This is a genomic window from Pseudomonas sp., from assembly GCF_049301935.1.
Lineage (GTDB): Bacteria > Pseudomonadota > Gammaproteobacteria > Pseudomonadales > Pseudomonadaceae > Aquipseudomonas.
Genome location: NZ_JBAQLP010000059.1, coordinates 101,651 through 118,232, shown reverse-complemented (window position 1 = coordinate 118,232; position 16,582 = coordinate 101,651). Strand labels below are relative to the sequence as shown.

17 protein-coding genes, 1 tRNA gene and 1 other RNA gene are annotated in these 16,582 nt (G+C 54.7%); 3 read left to right on the top strand and 16 right to left on the bottom strand.

All coding sequences use genetic code 11. The features are described from left to right. Positions 1 to 463: 463 nt before the first annotated feature. The 9 genes from WA145_RS09200 to WA145_RS09160 all read right to left on the bottom strand — a co-directional run bounded on the left by WA145_RS09200 (position 464) and on the right by WA145_RS09160 (position 8,355). Positions 464 to 751 (bottom strand): hypothetical protein, encoded by a 288-nt coding sequence (locus WA145_RS09200; RefSeq protein WP_422581289.1) that lies wholly within the window; start codon positions 749 to 751, stop codon positions 464 to 466. A gap of 487 nt (positions 752 to 1,238) precedes the next feature. Beyond that, positions 1,239 to 1,314: transfer RNA gene (locus WA145_RS09195), tRNA-Thr, on the bottom strand. Positions 1,315 to 1,607: 293 nt separating this feature from the next. Next, positions 1,608 to 2,837: a methyltransferase gene (locus WA145_RS09190; RefSeq protein ID WP_422581288.1), complete on the bottom strand. Its 1,230-nt coding sequence runs from the start codon at positions 2,835 to 2,837 to the stop codon at positions 1,608 to 1,610. 36 nt (positions 2,838 to 2,873) lie between these two features. Next, entirely contained in the window at positions 2,874 to 3,644 is a 771-nt protein-coding gene (locus tag WA145_RS09185) for an ABC transporter permease (RefSeq protein ID WP_422581287.1), read from the bottom strand. Then, positions 3,641 to 4,336, bottom strand: a complete 696-nt coding sequence (locus tag WA145_RS09180) for an ABC transporter permease (protein ID WP_422581286.1) — start codon at positions 4,334 to 4,336, stop codon at positions 3,641 to 3,643. The genes WA145_RS09185 and WA145_RS09180 overlap by 4 nt, the downstream gene beginning before the upstream one ends. Before the next feature lie 50 nt (positions 4,337 to 4,386). Next, entirely contained in the window at positions 4,387 to 5,139 is a 753-nt protein-coding gene (locus WA145_RS09175; protein ID WP_422581285.1) for an ABC transporter substrate-binding protein, read from the bottom strand. A gap of 18 nt (positions 5,140 to 5,157) precedes the next feature. After that, positions 5,158 to 5,931, bottom strand: coding sequence for an ABC transporter ATP-binding protein (locus WA145_RS09170; RefSeq protein WP_422581284.1), 774 nt, complete (start codon positions 5,929 to 5,931; stop codon positions 5,158 to 5,160). An 832-nt stretch (positions 5,932 to 6,763) separates the two neighbouring features. After that, a complete protein-coding gene (locus WA145_RS09165) occupies positions 6,764 to 7,030 on the bottom strand; it encodes a helix-turn-helix domain-containing protein (protein ID WP_422581283.1) in 267 nt (88 codons plus the stop codon). Continuing rightward, positions 7,030 to 8,355: a type II toxin-antitoxin system HipA family toxin gene (locus WA145_RS09160; RefSeq protein WP_422581282.1), complete on the bottom strand. Its 1,326-nt coding sequence runs from the start codon at positions 8,353 to 8,355 to the stop codon at positions 7,030 to 7,032. Before WA145_RS09160 ends, WA145_RS09165 begins: the two co-directional genes overlap by 1 nt. Positions 8,356 to 9,105: 750 nt before the next feature. Between WA145_RS09160 and WA145_RS09155 the strand changes: the two genes are divergently transcribed. Then, positions 9,106 to 9,918: a hypothetical protein gene (locus WA145_RS09155; protein ID WP_422581281.1), complete on the top strand. Its 813-nt coding sequence runs from the start codon at positions 9,106 to 9,108 to the stop codon at positions 9,916 to 9,918. 127 nt (positions 9,919 to 10,045) lie between these two features. Here WA145_RS09155 and WA145_RS09150 read toward each other — a convergent pair whose 3' ends face one another. The 5 genes from WA145_RS09150 to WA145_RS09130 all read right to left on the bottom strand — a co-directional run bounded on the left by WA145_RS09150 (position 10,046) and on the right by WA145_RS09130 (position 11,963). After that, entirely contained in the window at positions 10,046 to 10,333 is a 288-nt protein-coding gene (locus tag WA145_RS09150) for a hypothetical protein (protein WP_422581280.1), read from the bottom strand. After that, positions 10,330 to 10,515: a hypothetical protein gene (locus tag WA145_RS09145; protein WP_422581279.1), complete on the bottom strand. Its 186-nt coding sequence runs from the start codon at positions 10,513 to 10,515 to the stop codon at positions 10,330 to 10,332. Before WA145_RS09145 ends, WA145_RS09150 begins: the two co-directional genes overlap by 4 nt. After that, positions 10,508 to 10,795, bottom strand: a complete 288-nt coding sequence (locus WA145_RS09140; protein WP_422581278.1) for a helix-turn-helix domain-containing protein — start codon at positions 10,793 to 10,795, stop codon at positions 10,508 to 10,510. The genes WA145_RS09145 and WA145_RS09140 overlap by 8 nt, the downstream gene beginning before the upstream one ends. Positions 10,796 to 10,797: 2 nt before the next feature. Then, positions 10,798 to 11,229 carry a hypothetical protein gene (locus WA145_RS09135; RefSeq protein WP_422581277.1) on the bottom strand — a complete coding sequence of 144 codons (432 nt, stop codon included), beginning with the start codon at positions 11,227 to 11,229 and terminating at the stop codon, positions 10,798 to 10,800. 164 nt (positions 11,230 to 11,393) lie between these two features. Next, positions 11,394 to 11,963, bottom strand: coding sequence for a recombinase family protein (locus WA145_RS09130; protein ID WP_422581276.1), 570 nt, complete (start codon positions 11,961 to 11,963; stop codon positions 11,394 to 11,396). Between the two features lie 340 nt (positions 11,964 to 12,303). On the opposite strand from WA145_RS09130, the gene WA145_RS09125 reads away from it, so the two are divergent. Together WA145_RS09125 and WA145_RS09120 are read left to right on the top strand one after the other, a co-directional pair. Further along, positions 12,304 to 13,389: a DUF262 domain-containing protein gene (locus WA145_RS09125; protein WP_422581275.1), complete on the top strand. Its 1,086-nt coding sequence runs from the start codon at positions 12,304 to 12,306 to the stop codon at positions 13,387 to 13,389. Next, the gene (locus WA145_RS09120) at positions 13,389 to 14,024 is read left to right on the top strand and encodes an MAE_28990/MAE_18760 family HEPN-like nuclease (protein ID WP_422581274.1); all 636 of its coding nucleotides are present in this window, start codon (positions 13,389 to 13,391) and stop codon (positions 14,022 to 14,024) included. The genes WA145_RS09125 and WA145_RS09120 overlap by 1 nt, the downstream gene beginning before the upstream one ends. 72 nt (positions 14,025 to 14,096) lie before the next feature. On the opposite strand, the gene WA145_RS09115 is transcribed toward WA145_RS09120, so the two are convergent. Both WA145_RS09115 and ssrA read right to left on the bottom strand, forming a co-directional pair. Then, positions 14,097 to 16,034, bottom strand: a complete 1,938-nt coding sequence (locus WA145_RS09115) for a DUF6538 domain-containing protein (protein ID WP_422581273.1) — start codon at positions 16,032 to 16,034, stop codon at positions 14,097 to 14,099. Between the two features lie 112 nt (positions 16,035 to 16,146). Continuing rightward, positions 16,147 to 16,534: a transfer-messenger RNA gene (gene ssrA, locus WA145_RS09110) on the bottom strand. Positions 16,535 to 16,582: the final 48 nt, after the last annotated feature.

Sequence of the window (16,582 nt, the reverse complement as noted above, 5' to 3'; positions counted from 1 at the left end):
AACTCCGACATGGCAGCGGTTAGCTGTCAGAGGGGCCCGGCGTTGCGGGCGGAAATTTAGAGAAGAGCGCGGACTTTCTCAATAGCACAAGGGTTGCAAGGTGTTTCCGAATTTTCCCTGCTTTTCTAGACACCCTATGACCGCTTTTGGCCGGTTGTTGCCTGTCGCGACCGGCACCAGTGGCTGTTCTCTGACAGCATGCCGGTCAAATCCAATGCAAATGACTGGTCAGGTCGAATGCAAGTGGATGGGCAAGTCTTTGCATTTACCCAGAGTGTGGCTGCGTCGTAGAGCTGGATGGCTTTAGCGTCACTGCGAAAGCCAACACTTGATCCCATCCAGCTGCGAGACCTCTGTCGCGTCTTGGGGCTCAATCTGGTCGACTTTGTGCAGCGCTACGAAGCTGAGCTGTCTTCAAAGAAGGAGGGGCAAATAGATCCGCCCCTCCTTCTTCCAATTCAAGTCAGGCCGCTTCTTGCTTTACGCGACCCCAGGCTGCGGAATACAAACCTGCAGCATCGCTGCACAGCAGCCTGATCGCCTGAATGCACCCGCCCAGTGGTTCGTCGGAAAGCTCATTCAAATTGGATGTGTCGCTGAGTACGCAGAGTAGGCCGAGAACTGCATGCTGGCGTTGCATGGCTTCGTCGTAGAGTTCGCCTGCTTGAGCATCGCTGCGGTAGCCGAGCAAGCAGCTATGCTCGCTGGCATGTAGCGGGGTGAATTCAGGTGTTGATTCGCTCTGGTGCATAGGGTGACCTCTAGAGTTTTAGAGACCGCCTGCATCACTTCCACATGATGGGTGGCGGCTGTATGCGGGTGTGGAAGACCGAGACTCTAGGAACTCGGTGCGCCGAAGCGCCCCGCATACAGCCACCATAACAAGTTGCTTCATGGTGCTAGTGATCCTGAAGTCAGGTCTGCCTACCCGCCCATTCACACTATTCAGCTCTCTGGGGCTGTGCAAGTGCCCACTTTACGTCATCTGGGCGCAAAAGGCCGTCGTTATGAATGGCCTTCAAGATGACGAAAATTGCGTCTGGCAACTTTTGGGGTGAAAGAAAACTCGCCGAGACTTGGGTGGTCTTGCGGAAGATTTCCGACGAGCGGTATGTGGCTGCCCCGGTATTTTCCTAACGGAGAATTCATGAGGTGGCAAATCCCTACCCCAAACCTACCCCGAGCTGATTTTAGGCCACAAAAAAGGGCTACGTTTTCACGTAACCCTTTGTTTTGTATGGTGCCGGCACCAGGAATCGAACCCGGGACCTACTGATTACAAGTCAGTTGCTCTACCAGCTGAGCTATACCGGCATTTGAGGGTCGCCATTATATCCATTCGTTTGGCTGAGTAAAGCCGTCTGAGCATAGTTCTGTGCAGGCATTGTTATCAGCAGCAAAAGGCTTATGCACATATGCAGGGCATCTGGTACGAACGTGCGCAGACTTTGTGCGCTGGTTCTCGGTATTGGTTAAGTGCATGTTTTTACAAGGTATATTTTCAGATTAAAAAATGTTCAGAGCGGCGATATGCAGCTGTGACGGGCTTTTGCGCGGTTTGCTCAGATTCTGTCAACAGAGTTATCCACAGGTGCTGTGGGCAACCTTTACGAGTGTTCTGCCAGCAGCAGCAGGTTTCGCGGGCTCTGTTGGTGGCTGCAGAAGGTGCCCAGGCGCACGTTGTAGCCTTGCTCTTGCAGGAACAGTGCGCGGTCGAGCAGTAGCCAGAGTTCCAGCGGGCGGCGGAACAGGTTGCGCAGCAGCTCCAGATTGCGCACCTCGGCCAGGCGTTGCCAGCCTTGTTGCTCCAGTTGCGGCCAATCCTGGGGCGCGGGTGTGCGCAGTTGTTTGAGTGCGGCGAGGTCTGTGCAGTAGTCGGCAAACGGCTTGTCGAGCCAGGCGGCAGGCAGGGATGGGGTTGGCAGGTATTCATCAATTCCGCGTAGCTGGCGCTGCAGCAAATCGAAGGCCAGGCGGCGGGCCATGGATTGGTCGCGTTGGCGGCGTACCCGTGCGCCGGCGGTGACTGTTTCGCTTAGGGGCAGGCCGAGATCGTCGATGGACAGCTGCAGTATCGAGGCCTGAGCGCTTGCCGACAGTGGCTGATAGAGCTGTGTGCTGATGCGGTTGTAGCAGCAGGGCGCGACGGCCAGTTGTTGGCAGCCGACTTGGCTAGCCAGTTGCAGTAGGCGTGTATGCAGTTCGCCGCAGGCGTGCAGGGCAACCGGCGTGTGCCGCACCTGCAGCTGCACCGCGGCGTCGTCAGCCAGTACATCCTGCTGGATATGCTGTGCGGTGATGCCGAGCTTGTGGCTGAGTTGCTGGCCGCTGCTGACCAGCTGCGGGTTGTATTCCAGGCAGGTCAGGCGGCCGCCGCCGTGTGCCAGCATCCGCCCGAGGTGGCCTTTGCCGGCGCACCAGTCCAGCCAGTGTTGCGGTGTATGGGTAAAGCTCAGGCTGCGGGCGAAGGCGTCGATCTGCTGCCACTTGCGGCCCGGCACGTCTGCACTAAAGTGCACGGGTAATTTCTGCGCGGGTGACTGCGGCAGTTCACCGATCTGGCTTAGGTCGTGCGCCTGGGCCGCCAGTTGCGGGAAGGGTGCCGGTGCCTGCAGCAGGTGCGGTTGGTTATGCGCCGCCTCGGCATGCTCCAGGCTTTGCGCCCTGAGCCAGGCTGCCAGCTGTGGATGCTCGGCTTCCCAGGGCAAGGTTGGGTAATGCACAAAGGGTCGTGGCCGCCACAGCGCCTGATGTTCAGTTAGAAAGCTGTCGAGTGCCTGAAAGCGCTGCAACAGGGCAGCGTCTTGCAGGATCTGGGCGGCAGTTGTGCTTGGCATGATGGATGATGCCTGAGGGCATGGGCCCTCAGGCAGTCAGCGGCCCTGGCAGGCGTCGACGCGCAGCCAGCGCTCCAGCAGCTTGAAGCCGCGCACCAGCAGGAAGGCGATCAGCAGGTAGAACATCCCGGCGGCAAAGAAGATCTCCACCGGCAGGTAGGTGCGGGCGATGATGGTGCGGGCCATACCGGTCAGCTCCAGTAGGGTCACGGTGCTGGCCAGGGCGCTGGCCTTGAGCATCAGGATCACTTCGTTGCTATAGGCCGGCAGACCGATGCGCGCAGCCCGTGGCAGGACGATATAGAACATGGTCTTGGCCCGCGACATACCCAGGGCGCGGGCGGCCTCGATCTCGCCCGGCGGCACGGCCTGAATCGCCCCGCGCAGAATCTCGGCGATATAGGCCGCAGTGTGCATGGTCATGGTGATGATGGCGCACCAGTAGGGCGAACGCAGATAGGGCCAGAGCGGGCCTTCGCGCACCGCATCGAACTGCGCCAGGCCGTAATAGACCAGAAACAGTTGCACCAGCAGCGGCGTGCCGCGGAAGAAGAAGATATAGCCGTAGGGCAGGGCGCGCACGTACCAGTGCCGCGAGGCGCGGGCGATGCCCATCGGCAGGGCCAGGATCAATCCGGCGAAAACCGCAATGGCCACCAGCTCCAGGGTCAGCAGGGCACCTTCAGACAGCCGCGGCAGCCACTTGATGATCACGTCCCAGTTGAGGGCGGTCAGGCCTCCCCAGAGCGCATAGGCAAGCAGCGCGAGGGCAATCGACCAGGCGGCTATTTCAGAACTCTTTCTCATGATGCGCTCCTGACAAAGCCACGGCTGGAGCGTTTCTCAAGGAAGTGCATGCCGATCATCGCGATGACGGTCAGGCCCAGGTAGATAAAGGCGGCGACCATATAAAAGGTGAAGGGCTCCTTGCTGGCGGTCACGGCGATTTGCGAGCGGCGCATGATTTCTTCCAGGCCGATCACCGACACCAGCGCGGTGTCCTTCATCAGGATCATAAACAGATTGCCCAAGCCGGGCAGGGCGATGCGCCACATCTGCGGCAGGATCAGTCGCCAGAAAATCCGTGGTTTGGACATGCCCAAGGCTTGACCGGCTTCGCGATGGCCTTTGGGGATGGCCAGGATCGCGCCGCGAAACACCTCGGTGGCGTACGCGCCGAAGCAGATACCGAGGGCGATGGTACCGGCGGCGAAGGCGTTCAGCTCAAGGCTTTCGATGCCGAGCAGGTCCGCCAGGTTGCGCATCAGCTGCACGGTGCCGAAATAGATCAGCAACACCCAGAGCAGCTCGGGAATCCCGCGCACGATGGTCGAGTAAGTGCCGCCAAGCCATTGCAGCGGCTTGTACGGGGAAGTCTTGGCGAGGGCGCCGAGCAAACCGAGCACCAGACCCAGGCACAGCGCGCTGAGCGCCAGCTTGATGGTCATCAGGGTGCCAGCAGCCAGGGCCGGGCCGAATCCGTAGAGATCGAAATTCATAGGGGCTCAGAAGCCTGCGCCGCCCGGGCGGACGACGCAGTGCCGGCAGCTTAGTAGATGCTGAAGGGGAAGTACTTGTCGTTGATTTTCTTGTAGGTGCCGTCAGCCACGATCTCGGCCAGGGCGGCGTTCAGCTTGTCGCGCAGGGCATCGCCCTTGCGTACGGCAATGCCAATCTTGTCGTTGTCGAACACCGGGTCGCCCTTGAATTCGAAGCTCTTGCCGGCGTCGCTCTTGAGCCATTCCCAGTTGACGAAGGTATCTGCCAGCACGCCATCGAGACGGCCCGAGGCCAGGTCGAGGTAGGCGTTTTCCTGGGTGTCGTACAGCTTGATATCGACCACGCCATTGAGGTTGTCTTCCAGCCAGGTGCCGGCGATGGTCGCGCGTTGGGCGCCGATCACTTTGCCTTTGAGGCTGGCTTTGTCGGTCTTGAAGTCGCCGCCTTTCGGGGCGATGAACTGCAGCTTGTTGGTGTAGTAGGGCTCGGTGAAATCCACGGCGGCCTTGCGCTCTTCGGTGATCGACATGGAGGCGATCAGGAAGTCGAATTTCTTCGCGTTCAGCGCCGGGATGATGCCATCCCAGTCGGAGGTGACCACTTCGCATTCGACCTTCATCTTGGCGCACAGGGCCTGGCCGATTTCCACGTCAAAGCCGCCGACCTGGCCGCTGGCGTCGATCAGGTTGAACGGCGGGTAAGCGCCTTCGGTGCCGAGCTTCAGCTTGTCCGCGGCGACGGCGCTGGTGCCGAAGGCCAAGGTGGCGGCTGCGGCCAGCAGGATCTTCTTATAGTTCTGCATGCGTAGTTGCTCCGTGTTTTAGTGATTGCTGGACATGAATTGTTTGCAGCGCGCCGAGTTCGGGTTGTCGAACACCTGCTCCGGGGAACCCTGTTCTTCAACCAGGCCCTGATGCAGAAACACCACCTCGCTGGACACCTGACGGGCAAAGCCCATCTCATGGGTGACCAGCAGCATGGTGCGACCTTCTTCGGCGAGTGCGCGGATCACATTAAGCACTTCTTGTACCATCTCCGGGTCGAGGGCCGAAGTGGGCTCATCGAACAGGATGACTTTCGGCTGCATGGCCAGGGTGCGGGCAATTGCCGCGCGCTGTTGCTGGCCGCCGGAAAGCTGATTGGGATAAACGTGGCGCTTGTCGGCGATACCGACCTTGGCCAGCAGCGCCTCGGCCACCTCGATGGCCTCGGCCCTGCTCTGGCCCAGCACGCGACGCGGCGCCTCGATGATGTTGTCGAGTACGCTCATGTGCGGCCACAGGTTGAAATTTTGGAAGACAAAGCCGATCTCGCTGCGCAGGCGATTGATCTGCCGGCTGTCGGCGGCGACCAGATCGCCGTTCTTCGCAGACTTCAGCTTAAGCTCTTCGCCGGCAACTATGATCTGCCCCTTGTGTGGGTTTTCCAGCAGATTGATGCAGCGCAGGAAGGTCGACTTGCCGGAGCCGGAAGAGCCGAGGATGGAAATCACATCGCCGTCGCGGGCGGTGAGGGAGATACCCTTGAGCACCTCAAGGTCGCCGTAGCGTTTATGCAGGTCGCGTATTTCCAGCGCGGGCGTGGCCTCAGCCATGGGGTGTCCTCTTATTCTTCGAATGTGCCCAGAACCTGCCTAGGATCTGCTGCGCGTCGGCCAAACTGCGTTGCAAGCGGCTTCGCATGCTGATGTACAGCGCGTCTGCATTTGCTCCAGCCGCTTTACTCACTGGCACTAGCCCAACGGGCCAGCCTTCGGCTGTTACTCGCGTTGGTCGTTGCATGGCCTTCCTGGCGAGGCGTCAAGCTAGCATAGCGTTTCGCCGACCGCCAAGCCGTTTACCGGCCTGGGAGCGCTCACCCGGTCACGCTGTCGCTTGGCTGCAGTTTGCTGACGCGTAGACGCAAAAACGGGGCAGGAATGGAATACCCAAAGACATAGATTCTGCTGGATATTCACTGACACTGATGGCGCTGGAAGCCTCGTACTTGCTGGATTTCAGGCACAAAAAAAGACGTCCGTGGACGTCTTTAGATGTTTATTTGGTGGGTCCGGGGGGCGTATCCAAAACGCTTTAATCCCCTCCATTCAATGACTTAGGCTTAATCTGCTTCGTTCATTGAATGTTGGATTGCTCACAATCTGATCCCGGTTATATGAGCCTTTCGAGCTTCGTCAAGAGGTCTTGATGGCTTTCTTTGATTCTGCATGGGTTTAAATCCTCATAGCCCACCAAATACCCTTCTCAGGAAGGACCAGAAAGCCGTAAAGCCTAGAGAAATCATAGCTTTACGGCTTTTTTATTGCCCAGGCTTTCTCACCTATTCCCAGCGCATCCCACGGTTGACGGGGGCATGTATCCTGCGTTACCAAACAGCTCTATCCGATTTTCGGTAGCGGCCACTGAATTCAAGCAGCTTCCCGACGTTCAGCGTGAGTTTCTTGGCACGATACCAACCTGCATACCGAACGGGTTAAACACGCTATTCAAGGTCTGGACGGTCGGATTGCTTTCATCATGCTCTAGCTGCCGCAAAGCCCGCAGGGACAGCTTACACATCTGTGCGAACCTTGCTTGCTGCAACCCTGTCACGTCCTTGCGTAATCGCCGCACGGCCTCTCCGATTGTCATGTCTCCAGAAGCCAGCTGCTCCTGTAGCTCGGTGAGAATTCTGTCGCGCTCAAGAATGTCCATTAGATGAGTCCCCAACTTTTGAGCCGTTGAGGCAGATCTCGCAACGCGATGCGCGGATGGTTCATTGTCGCTGCGGGCAACCCATCAGCACTCAGCAAGTCAGGCAAAGCCAGAAATGTTTGTGCTGCTGCCCTGAGCCGCTGAAATAGCTCATCAGCCTCGACCCACTCAGCCGCTTCATTGCAGGCAGCTTGCCAGTCGACCTGACCGGCCACCTCAATTTGCTTTGGCCATTTTGTTGTACGCGTTACACCTTCATCATCCCTAACCATGGGAGCCAGATCATAGATTGGGGCCAGGCTCACGCCTTGCTCAGTCCGAAGGATTGAAGTGTTTCGCCCATGATTGTCTGAATTGCCAAGGATCTGATTCAGTAGATCACGCCGCATGTACTCGAAGACTAAGTCACCCACCTGGTGGGCCTGTCCAACGTTTTGCCATAACGCAACCAAGTTGCGTAGCACATCCGAATGCGACATATAGCTGCCAGCTTCGACTACGCCCGACAGTGAATACATCGACTCAACAGCGACACGATTAACCCCGGCAGGACCAACCCCACGATCAAAGCGATGCATCCACAGGCTGGGCTTCTTTCCCTCCTCCAAAGCCAATCCTTCAGCCGCAATGGTATCGAGCCCCAACTGCCGAACCGCTCGATAGAAGCAGTACTCGCTGCGGAGAATGTCCTGATCAGTCTGGCTGGCTTTGTTGCGGGCGAATTTCACAAACCAGTGCTGCACAGCATCTGCATCGGGCAATACAGCGTCGGGGTGCAATGCGCCATGGCGATCTTCGGTTAACAGTAGCTTGGGCGCTTCACCGCCTGCTCCAGTAGCGCCACCAATGGCTGCGCCCTGCTCGTAGGCATACTCCAGAAAGCGTGAGTCGCGACTGACCACTTCGTCTCGCGTGAACCCCAACACAGGGCTGCCTGCAATAACGTCTGCCGACTCTTTGATGCGCAAATTTCCAATAGGCGCTGGAGTACAGCGCCCCAATAGAAACAAATCCAGGCTCATCCCCTCCGGGCGCTCACCACTCAAGCGCTTCAGCAAAAAGCGTCTCGCCGCACCGGCAGGCAAAATATCGAAAAGAAAGGCCGGGGCCTGCTTACTTCGCCAAGAGTCCCAACCCAAGGGTAGCGTGGCACTGACCGCAGCATTCAGACGAGTGCTAATCGAGTCGAGGGAGCCCACTAGATAGCCCTGCTCGTACCCATACGTACAAGGACCATCCAACCCGAGGTCAGGCTGCTCGAAACCAATCCCCATGGCGTCCTGCCATTCACCACCGGCATAGATTTGTAGAGTGAGCTTGTGCATAGCGGTCACCGGCAACTTAATGCCCAAAACCTTATCCAAGCCATATAAAAAAGGCAATTAAATACCGAAAAGACTCTGAAACAATCAAAAATAGGCACTTTAATGCCCCCAAGACTTTTTACCCAGTAGCTATACAACCCAACACAGTGCTGGTTCAAATCCGCCGGGGTCGTTTGAACTAGACGATCAAGGCTATGATTTTAAAGGATTATATTGGTTTCATTGATTGCATGGATACAGCTCGGGATACAGCAAGCCGCGTGCTGCAACCTGTCAGCCCCTGGCCGTGACGGGCTAGCTGAAACTTTTTAATTCGCGGCTGTGTAAAAGCTACTGGGCGTTCGGTGTTGGGTCTTTGAGGCTCCAGGGATTTGGCTACCCCCCCCCATGGGCTTGCCGGGACCAGTAGCGGTGCAGGTTGTGGTGTGCCTGGCCAGGTTCTGGGGTGTATTGCCGTGTCCACCTTGCCACCTTTTCTTCAGGTGACGGACGCGAGGAAAAACAACACGTTAGGAGTTCGATCTGTCTGCTTTATAGCCAAAAAGGGTGGACAAAAGGCGCCGATTTCGCCGGGCCGGAAAATCCGCGAGCCGTGCGGGCCTGACGACCGTAGGCGCCAGATGGATGGCCAGAGGGATCCACTGGTCTGTCCGCTTACGGCGCTGACGATGCGGTGGTGGCTAGCTGCACCTATCAATAGGTTTTCTGATAGCGTTTCTGTCAACCACCCACCCTAGGATAGGAACCCACATGCGGCGCCAAAGAAAAATACAAATCATGCCAAGAGGCTCATCTAAATCTAAAAAACTGCAAACTGATAGCGCAACTAGCGCGCTGGACATATGGCTTTCGCGAATCAGTCAAATTTCACAGTTTGGTTTGTTTGCACTTACGGTGGGAGTATTTTATTTCACAGTAATACCTCTGTATAAAGTTGCGATGCTGGAAGAAAGCATCGCTCGCCGGGAACTTGAGTTAAATGAAACTAATGAGAAGCTAAAAGCAGCGACGCTTGACCTTGAGACGAAGGGTCGCGAGCTTTATGAGCGCGACCGCCAAGAAATAGTCGAAGGTATAGCCTACGTCGCACCATTTTGCTCTGGACTCATGGAGCCACCTAAAACAGGCGCTCCTGAAGAATCCAGCGAGCTTGGCGACAACATACTAAAGATCAATTCAGCGCAATGCTTGAGGGATAGAGTCAAAGAAAGCAAGTCTGAAGAAATACTTAGTCCTGCCGATAATTCCTACTTGGCACTAGCCATAGACAACATAGTCGCCAGGCTAGAGAAAGCCCAAAAACAAGCCTCGTTAGATATCGCCTCACTTCCAGAGCGAGCTGCGAAAGATCCGTCCATTCTCGCACAGAAGGGTTTTAACGAAGAGCATCTAGAAAACTTGCTAAATATCTTATCGCCTGGTTTTGTAAACGAGGAAGTTGCTCAGAAAGCTGCAATTGAGAGAACGCAGACAGAAATTGTTTTTGATTTCGCAGATTTTGTTCAGAAAGAAATTACCAAGCTAAGAAAAATTGAATGGCCTGATAGTAAGTCGAGAATTTAGCAAAACTGTTCCGACACAGAGATAGCTCACGTCCTCATACCGACTCCCCTGTAATCAATTCCTGACCGGGCGCCCAGCCCCGCCGTCTCTGGTGTGGGTGGCAGGGGCCGGGGTTAGCCGGTCTTGCTTATGTCTTGGCTTTGCCGCTCTCGGCCGGACTGTGCAGGGCGGCAAAGCCGCGTTCATCGAGCCAGGCATGCCAGCGCTCCAGGGCCTGCCGTTTCTGTGCCTCGGCCGTGGTGTGGATATAGGTCACGTCCAGGGCCTTCAGCGCATGGTTCAGCAGCAGCTCGCCAATCAGGTAATCAATGCCCAGGTCTGCCCAGGCTGTACGCGCGGTTTTCCTAAGGTCGTGGCTGGTCCACTCATCGCCCGCCAACACGGCAAAGGCGAGCTGTGCCGGCGTTTCGCTCAACGGTTGTGCCAGTGCTCTTTGCCCTGGGTGCGTGTCACGACGTAGAAGCTGCCGCGCTCGCGGTTCTTGCGGTAACGAAAGCGGAGCGGGCGCTGGGTGTCGCGCAGTTGGGTGATTGAGCTATCGCCTGCGTGCCGCTTGATCGCGGTTTCGGACAGGCTGACGGCAACGGATTTAGACATGGGGAGTCTCCAGGGTTGAGGTGATTTGGCGTGTGGTTTGCTGGTCGTAGTGCGCGCGCAGCTCGGAGCCGGCCGGGCAATGCGTGGGGGATTCTTCTCGCGCTTCGTCTATGAGGGCTTGTTTCGTTGAGCCTGCAACAACCTTGTTCGCCTTAATAATGCGCTGTGTCGTACTCATGCTGATGCCCAGCCGACTTGCAATTGCTGGCAGGGTGAAGCCGGCTTGGCGGAGTACCACGGCCTGAGCACTCTGGTCGGGAGTAGATTTTTTCCCAGACATCGTCATACCTCATCTTCAATGATGAGTAGCAGGGCTGGTTTCGGCGGGAGCTTGGCGAGTGCAAGTAGCTCGCTTTCTAGGCGGTCCCAGTTACTTGCAACTGTTACTGCTGGAAAGCCAGAAAATCGAGCAATCTCACCGATTTGAAAAGGAGCGAGCATCTCAAGGCATATACCAGACGGCCTGAGCGCTTCGGTGAGGGCGGTTACGATGGATTGTCGACTACGACTGCGTTGCGAGATGCTGGCAGCAGGCTGGCTGCGGCAGCGACGCCGAGAGGCGATGTCGTGTGTACGGCAGAAGTGGTAGGCCGAGTCTTTTGTCCAGCGTATGCCGTCTGAACGTGGGTGGCTGTTGTTCAGGTGTTCGGCTAGACGTCGGTACGAGTTGATTGGATTGCTGAGGAACTCACGCGCTTGATTTTCCAGGGACATCGTCTGTTTTCTTCCTATGGTGGTGTAGGGCTCTGGTCATGGTTGATTTCTCTCGTCGTGTTTATAGTTAATCTGCCACTGCGGGCAGTGCTTGCATCATAGGCGCTCTAGCGTCTAGCGTCTACATCTGTGAATCATATAAATCGTTGATTTGCAAGCGTTTTCTAGATCTTGTTCCAGTGTCGCTTTATGGTCGCTATTCCCAAGCCCGTCTTTTCAGCGACTTCAGCCTGACTCAGCATTTGTGCTTTTAGTCGCTGGACTTCTGCTGTGGTTTTGACAGCTTCTGGGCGTCCGAGACGCTTGCCTTCGGCTTTAGCGCGCCGCAACCCTGCTTGGGTGCGCTCAATGAGCAAATCACGCTCAAACTCCGCGACCGCCCCTAGAACCTGCATCGTCATTTTTCCCGCTGCGGATGTCAGGTCGACGCCACCAAGGGCAAGGCAGTGGACCCGGATTCCGACAGATGCGAGCGTCTCAACAGTGGTTCGAACATCCATGGCGTTTCTTCCGAGGCGATCTAGCTTACTGACGATCAGTACATCGGCTGACTCCATCCGCTCCATCAGCTTCTGAAATCCTGGCCTCTCCTTAGCAGCGATGCTGCCAGAGATGACTTCCTCTACGACCCGTTGAGGCTGAACGTCAAAACCTGCTGCTTTAATTTCTTGCACTTGGTTTGCGGTGGTTTGGCCGTCAGTAGAAACGCGAGCGTAAAGGAAGGTGCGGGACATGTAGGCTTTCCAGATCGGTATCGTTTAAGGTGGTATCATTGTTATCTGGTATCAACAATTCGTCAAGGCTAATTTGTTGTGTTGGTTTGGTGGTGGTTCTATTGGCATCATTTAATGGTCGTTTGATGCGACTGGGGATGTTGCATTGCTGTAGCCGTTTAGGCATGCCTTTTCGCTGCTGGCCAATGCCTTTACCGCGCGCGAGTGGGATATGATCTGTGTTGATTCATTCGGCATGGTGTAGAACATCTGCCGGTATTTGGTTTTTTAAATGGACATTCGGTGCGCTTATTGTACTTACCCGTAGTCCTGTCTCTGAGCTGAAAACATGGAGATTTTGATGAGTAATGTCTCGCTGGAGGAGGAAATTTCTACAGCTGTTGGCGAGGTTCGGACAGACTCGTTCGATATGACTTTTGGTGAAATTGCAAACTTGCATGTGAATAAAGAGCTGGTCATTCAACCCGAGTATCAACGCTTATTTCGTTGGTCAACACAGCAAAAATCTCACTTGATTGAATCAATACTTTTAGAGCTGCCTGTGCCGCAGATTTTTGTCATTGAAAATCCGGATGGTGTTCTAGAATTAATTGATGGACTGCAAAGAGTTAGCACTATTCTTCAGTTTATGGAACCCGAGAGCATTGGTTTAGAGCAATTGGTTTTGGATGGATGCTCTCTGATTCCCGGGCTTAATAATATTACTTTCTCCGGATTGCCTTTATCTCTTAGGCTACGCCTTAAGCGCTCCCCCATAAGGGTTGTGGTAATCAAGAAGCAGAGTAAGGGCTTCTTGCGTTATGAAATGTTTAAGCGCCTAAACACCGGAGGCTCTAATCTAGAACCTCAAGAGATTCGCAATTGCTCTGCAAGGATGGTGGGTGAGGCTGGCATAAACTTCTATAACTTCCTGGTTCGCTTATCAGGCAGTGAAGATTTTTCTGCGTGCGCAGAGTATCTATCTCAGCCTGACAAGGAGAAAAAGGCGGCCGAGGAGCTTGTATTGCGTTTCTTTGCAGTAAAAAATTACATCAACGAATTTAAAGGCAGCGTAAGAGACTGGTTAGATAATTACATGGAGGGAATATTGCTTGAGGTTCTCCCATTTGATTATGAAAAAGAAGAAGTTTCATTTATTCAAACATTAGCTTTGGTTCGGTCTAAGTTAGGCGATACTGCATTTCTTCGCTACAGAGGTGACATGCCTGTAGGCTCGCTACCTCCAGCATATTTTGAAGCCATTGCAATGGCCTTCAACTCCGAATTCGATAATGTCAAAGATAAGGCTCCTGATGTTTTGCGGCGTGCGGTATCTGAATTAATTCAAGGAGATGAATTTCGGAATGTCACTGGGCCAGGCGCAAACTCCAGAGAGAAAATGAGGGCGCGTATTAGTCTCACGGCACAAGCAATTGTGGCTGCATAATGATCTTTGATCAGGCAATTGAAAATGATCTCAAGTGGAGAGAGGCAGAACTAGCCTCTCTTAAGCGCTTAGCTATAACTGCCCCAGAGGGAAGCGTCTCAAGAAAAAGCATCTTACGTGCAATGTGGGCTATTCTTTATGCGCACTACGAAGGCTTTACTAAGTTTTGCTGGGATACGGTGTTTGATCACATACAGTTAGAGGGAATCCCTAAAGGGGCGCTGTCTGAAAACTTCTCGTTGATCGCTATGGAACGAAACTTTAAAGAGCTAAGGGGGAGAATGGATGCGGCATCGCTATTGCGCTTTTTTAATGGCGAGCTAGCTGCGATCCTGGCCGAAAATGCAGAATTCCCGGAGGATTTTCGGCTTAAGACTGAAAGTAATCTCTGGCCAAATGTTTTCGAGCGCGAGTCATTACGAATTGGCTTAATCTGCCCCGAACTGAATAATCATCGATCTCGAATAAAAACTTTGGTAGGGCGCAGGAATGAAATTGCGCACGGCAATGGAATTGTAATTAACACACTAAATGAATATAACGAATACGAGAATTCAGCTATCTGTTTAATGCACGATTTAGCTTTGAAAGCAATTGAGCTATTGGATGGAAAGCATTATTTGGCGGAAAGGTAATTTCTGCCAGGACATTTATCTGGATTGCCTCTCGAAATATAAAGCCCGCCAGTTAGCGGGCTTTTTTAAAACTCATATTATTCTAGGCCGTCTGCTCCGATGGCTTTTTATACTCTTGACAAGAGTCTCTCCAAATCGCTCCACAAAATCTACCTTATAGCTTGTGAGCCCCCGAATGGCGTCAGGCATTGGCAGTAGATTCAGTGCTTCCAGCTTGTGCCGAACTGCGGCACCGCCGTCGTAATGCATTCCTCCCATATCCTGGGCGACGCGCCCAGATATTGCATCAGTTACGGTTTTGTCTATTGTGCTATTTAGCTGCTCTTCAGGTGCATGGCCTGTGATTAAGTCAATAATGTGCTGTCCTGCCTTGCGTTCCCCGTCACGCCGAGCGTGTCGCAAGTTGGTCTCTAACGTATGGCGGAACGAGTAAAGACTTTTGCCATCGTTTGCTTTGTGAACGCCTATTGCGACTAAATAGCCTTTCGGGCCTTCATTGAAAAACTTGCCGGCGCTTTTAGCCCACCCTTCCTTGTTATGGTCAACCTCCTCGCTCCGTGCTGGCAGGTAGGCGAGACCATCTCCAAACAATTTTTTCTGGCGTTCGCGCCGCTGGCTATCTAAATAGTCAAGAAAACCCAGCTCAATCAGGCGTGGATGAATTGGAACCTGCCTAGCTTCCTCTGTCTTGACTCGTTTTGCCTCAAAGGCTCTCGGGTCGTCCGGGCAGAAGTCGAAGCAAGGGTGCCCTTCAATTTCTCGAATGTCGGCAGTGTCGAGCTGGGCTATTTCGTTTGTCCTGGCACCAGTGAAGTAGGCAACCAATGGGAGCCAGAACCAGAAAGGGTAAGCTTTGGTTCTGTTGCTTGGCGGAGCACCTTGGTAGATGTAACCGGAGAAAATTGCTTCAACATCCGATGGCGAAAATGGCACACCGTCATGACTTCGTTTCGTTACCCGCGTCTGCACTGGCTTGATTAACAGGTCATCTGCTCGGATCGTGGTCAGGTCAAGAAACCGGGCGTGCTCTTGCATTTGTTTCATGGAGCCGATGAGAGCTCTTACCCGTTCGTGACCGGCCATCTCCTCCGGGTCTTCGGTCACGAAATCGGTAAGAGATGTCGGCGGGTCAATTGAAGCTTTGGCTCCGGACTTCACTTTGCGTGCGGCGTCGTAGGCCGCCTGCCAATCATTTTTGCTTAGCTGGCATACGGGCTGGTGCTTCGTCAGTATGGTCATTGAACGGGCCCGCCGTTCGCGCTCTTCCAGCGTTCCGCCATGCTTGGCCTGGCCACCCCTTGCAGTGGTGTCGGCCCTATCCCGCTCAAGCTGGTGTTGCCAGACCTGATAAAGCGTCCAGCCAGCCATTGCAGGGTCAACGCTAATTGTTGGGGGCGATGCCTGCGCCGCACCAGCACCAGCACCAGCACCAGCACCAGCACCAGCACCAGCAATTCTGCCCCGCGCCAAATCTTCCCGTAGCTTTGGCAGAATCGCTCGCAACTCTGTTGGATTGTAGGTACGGGAGCGTTCAAGCAAGTCTTGTGCTGTGCTCTCTAGGTCGATTGGGATCGGGCGGCCATAGGCACCTGTCAGCAGACGTTCAACTTCACGGCGACGCTGGCGGGCCTCGCTTTCCTGCTCGGAAAGAATAGGCTCGTCCGGCTTGCTCTCGTCCTTCGGGCTTGAGAAGTCCAACAACTGCTCGGTTTCCGTCCGTTTCAGGGATGAAGAAAGCTCCGGGTGTAGCTCAAGCAGGTCTGCATAGTCCGCATCTGTGAAACCTAGTTCGTCACGCTCTAGCACGCGTATTACCCTGTCAAAGGCCGCTTCATAGCGGGCAGCATACTGCCGGGCACGCCTACGGGCCAGCCTAAGGCTGTCTGTTCTCAGGGTTCGTCTGATTTCACGCTGTCCGTTGAGCACGGCGCGAAGCGAGCGCGGAATCACAATGCGAAAGTAAAAGGTTCCATGACGATTGAGCGTCAGGTAGGAGGGTGAAGGTTTCATGCTGGGCACCAGATGATGCCCCACATGAATGTGTCACCTCAGTGTCACACCGGCCTGAGGTGGCCGGTGTACTGAGCACAGAAGCCCGAAATCAGGCCGCTGTGTAAGGATATGGTGGAACCGGGGGGATTTGAACCCCCGTCCGCCAGTTCTCCGCTATTGGTTCTACATGCTTAGCCGTGTCTACTGAGTTAACCCTTGGCCGCCCGACGGGCAGGGTGCTTTGGGCGAGTTGTGTAAGTTTTAGGCGCTTCGTCCACAACGTACTAGGCGACGATTCTGTTCTATATGACAATCATTTCGGGTTTACAGACATCCCCTAATGATTGCTGGAGCCGAAGCTACCAGAAGTGCGACTAGGCTGCTTACGCAGCTAGTTGGGCACCGTAATTGTCATCATTGGCAATTATAGAGTTTTGCAACAGTGGATTTACGAGTTCTGTTACCAACTCGGCATGCCCCTCAAGTTTCGCTACCGGCGTCGAATCCTAATCGGCCCCAAAACTTGTGTTGCTGGTACTGGGACGCGAGTTTACGCCAAAGGTTCC